Source organism: Micromonospora sp. KC207, from assembly GCF_004348615.1.
In the GTDB taxonomy this organism is placed as follows: Bacteria; Actinomycetota; Actinomycetes; order Mycobacteriales; family Micromonosporaceae; genus Micromonospora.
In genome coordinates this window covers 1-3,365 of record NZ_SMKJ01000458.1, presented here as the reverse complement: position 1 = coordinate 3,365, position 3,365 = coordinate 1, and the positions used below count along the sequence as shown (strand labels likewise).

At 74.5% G+C, this 3,365-nt stretch carries 3 protein-coding genes; 2 read left to right on the top strand and 1 reads right to left on the bottom strand.

From position 1 onward, the window contains the following. Nucleotides 1-1,258 (bottom strand): serine/threonine-protein kinase (locus E1258_RS31190; protein WP_165949954.1); only part of this gene is annotated, 1,258 nt, incomplete at its 3' end. Between the two features lie 217 nt (nt 1,259-1,475). Here E1258_RS31190 and E1258_RS31185 point away from each other — a divergent pair. Continuing rightward, entirely contained in the window at nt 1,476-1,946 is a 471-nt protein-coding gene (locus tag E1258_RS31185; protein ID WP_132407400.1) for an Rrf2 family transcriptional regulator, read from the top strand. Between the two features lie 119 nt (nt 1,947-2,065). Next, entirely contained in the window at nt 2,066-2,986 is a 921-nt protein-coding gene (locus E1258_RS31180; protein WP_132407404.1) for a sulfite exporter TauE/SafE family protein, read from the top strand. The last annotated feature ends 379 nt before the right edge of the window (nt 2,987-3,365 follow it).

Sequence of the window (3,365 nt, the reverse complement as noted above, 5' to 3'; positions counted from 1 at the left end):
GGCCGGGACCTTCCGGCGGCTCGGCGGCCGGTGGCGGCGGGGCGGCTCTCGGCAGCGCCGCGGCGGCCATCAGCCGGACACCGTAGACCACGACGAACGTCACCGCTGCGACGCCGACGGCGGTGTCCACGGCGGTGGACGCGACGTACCCCACGGCGCCGCCGACCGCACCGAGGAAGATCGCCGTCGAGATGCCCCACGCGTCGGCGTACTCCCGGCGCAGCCGCCGCGACCAGCCCTCGCGCTGAGGGGCGTGCGTCACCGGCTGGTACGCCGCGGGTCCGCTCGGTTGGTAGACCGTGGGTTCGCTCGGTTGGTAGACGGTGGGTTCGCTCGGCTGGTACGTCGTGGGTTCGTGGGGTGCCGGCCGGCGGGGGACCGCCTGGGTGGCCGCCGCGTCCGTGCCCTGCCGCAGGGCAGCCCGGATCGGCACCGGCGTGCCGACGCCCGGGTGGTGCCCAAGCAGCCGCAGCAAGACCTGATCGGCCGGCGGCCGGACCCGGTGGTCCTTGTCCAGGCACTGCCCGACCAACTCGGCCAGCGGGCCGGAGAGACCGGTCAGGTCCGGTGGGTCGTGCAGCACCCGGTTCATCACCGCCACGACCGCCCCGGTGCCGAACGGCGGGCGGCCCGTCGCGGCGTACGTGATGGTGGCCGCCCAGGCGAACACGTCGCTGGCCGGGCCGACCTCGTCGTCGCGGAACCGCTCCGGGGCCATGTACGGGGCGGTGCCCATGATGCTGCTGGTCACCGTGTCGGTGACGTCGAGCGCCCGCGCGATGCCGAAGTCGATCACCCGGGGGCCGTCCGCGCCGAGGACCACGTTGTCCGGCTTGAGGTCGCAGTGCACCACGTCGGCCTGGTGGATCGCGGCGAGTGCGGTGGCGGTGCCCACCGCCAGCCGGTGCAGGACGTTGTCGGCGACCGGGCCCCGCTCGTGGACGTGCCGCTGGAGGGTCGGGCCCTCGATGTACTCGCTCACCACGTACGGCGGGTCGTCGTCGACGTCGGCGAAGAGGATCTGGGCGGTGCAGAACGGCGCCACCCGGCGGGCGGCGTCGATCTCCTTGGCGAACCGGGACCTGGCACGCGGGTGGTGTCGCAGGGAGAGATTGAGCATCTTGACGGCGACCAGCCGGCCCTGCCGGTCGCGGCCCAGGTAGACCACGCCCTGGCCGCCTGCGCCGAGTCGGCCGAGCAGCTCGTAGGGACCGGCCCGGTCTGGATCCCGTGGACCGAGCGGAGTCGTCTCCGGCATCGCTGTGGCTGCCCCCCTCCATCGGCCTGGCGATCCCCGAAGGCGCGAGGCTGCGTCGGCGGCCGGGGTCGTCCGTCGACACCGGTATGGTGCCACGCCCGCGCCAGCCCGTGAGCGCCGCCGGCCTGCCCGGACAGCGGCCCCGCCACCCCCGGTTCCCCCGTTCGGAGGAGGGGCGGCAGTCTGGCCGGCTGGGTGGGCGACTAACCTGACCAGCATGCGTCTCTCCGCCCGGGTCGACTACGCCCTCCGCGCGACTGCCGAGCTCGCGGCGGTCGCGGACGATGCCGGTGCCGCGCGGTCCCGCCCGGTGACCGCCGAGCAGATCGCCAGGGCGCAGGGGATCCCGCCGAAGTTCCTGGAGAGCATCCTGCTGCAGTTGCGCCGGGGCGGCATCGTGCACGCCCAGCGTGGCCCCGAGGGCGGATACTGGCTGGCCCGGCCCGCCGCCGAGATCTCTCTCGCCGAGGTGATCCGGGTGATCGACGGGCCGCTGGCGCACGTGCGCGGTCAGCGTCCGGAACAGCTCGGCTACCAGGGCGCCGCCCAGGCGTTGCAGGACGTGTGGATCGCCCTGCGGGCCAGCGAGCGGGAAATCCTGGACCTGGTCACCGTCGCCGACGTGGCCAGCGGCGCCCTGCCCGAGCGGATCAGCGAGCTGGCCGCGGACCCGCGCGCCTGGAGCTGACCGGAGCCTCGCGGCCACAAGGGTCCCAACATTTAACCGATAAGGGCTTGACCGTGGGGCGCCCCGTGCCGCATTGTCGACCAAGTTGATAGGAGATGCCGAAAAGTCAGGGGGCGCTCGTGCGCAAGCTGTTGGTCCTCGCTCTGGTCGGGCTCGTCGCGCAGCTGGTCGACGGCTCGCTCGGCATGGCCTATGGGCTGACTTCGTCAACCTTGCTACTGGTCGCCGGGGTCGCCCCGGCCGCCGCGTCGGCCTCGGTGCACCTGGCCGAGATCGGCACCACGCTCGCCGCCGGGGTGGCCCACTGGCGGTTCGGCAACGTCGACTGGCGGGTGGTGTCCCGCATCGCGTTCCCCGGCGCGCTGGGCGCGTTCGCGGGCGCGACGTTCCTCAGCGCGATCTCCACCGAGGCCGCCGCGCCCTGGATGGCCGCGATCCTGTTCACCCTCGGCGCGTACCTGCTGGTGCGCTTCTCCCGGCCGCTGCGCGCCAACCGCGCCGCCGGGCGGCTGCGCGGTCGCTTCCTCGGCCCGCTCGGCCTGGTCGCCGGCTTCGTCGACGCCACGGGCGGCGGGGGATGGGGCCCGGTCGCCACGCCGGCACTGCTGGTCTCCGGCCGGATGGAACCCCGCAAGGTCATCGGCTCGGTCGACACCGCCGAGTTCGTCGTGGCCGGCGCGGCCAGTTTCGGCTTCCTGATCGGCCTCGGCACCGAGGGCTTCCTGCTGCCGACCGTCGCCGCCCTGCTGATCGGCGGCCTGATCGCCGCCCCGATCGCCGCCTGGCTGGTCCGGATCGTCCCCGCCCAGCTGCTCGGCGCGGTCATCGGCGGCGTGATCGTGCTCACCAACGCCCGGACCCTGGTCCGCGCCGGCGAGCTGCCCGGCGGTGCCCAGTGGACGGTCTACGCGGTCCTGGCCGCTGGTTGGCTCGCCGCCGTCGTCCTGGCCGTCCGGGCGCTGCGGCGCACCCGCCGCGCCCGGGCCACGGTCGAGACGGCCCTGACCGACCAGCCCGCCGTCGCCCCGGTGGCCGGCTGACCATGCCACGTCGGGGACGTGGCGGTGCCCGGCCGACCGGACACCGCCACGTCCCCGATCTCACCTGACCGTCAGCTCCCGGGCCGCCGCGCTGAGCAGCTCCCAGGCCTCGTCCACGTGCGCCTGCGTGGTCAGCGGCGAGCCGATCGCCAGACGCCCGTTAGCGGCGGTCGATGCCCACCTCGCGCCGGCGACCCTCGCTGGCCCGGTGCAGCGCGGCGAGGGTGGCCACCAGCGTCGGTCACCGGGCGCTGCCCGAGCGTGGCCCAGTAGTCCGCGATCCAGTCGACCACCGCGTGCCCCGCGCGGTGGAACTCCTCGGGGTCCATGTGCTCAGCCATCCACCGAGTCGATCAACTCAACGGGGCGGGGGCAGGGG

Bases quoted from the DNA above. Each gene is read 5' to 3' on its own strand.
- E1258_RS31185 (WP_132407400.1), top strand. From the start codon at position 1,476: ATGCGTCTCTCCGCCCGGGTCGACTACGCCCTCCGCGCGACTGCCGAG.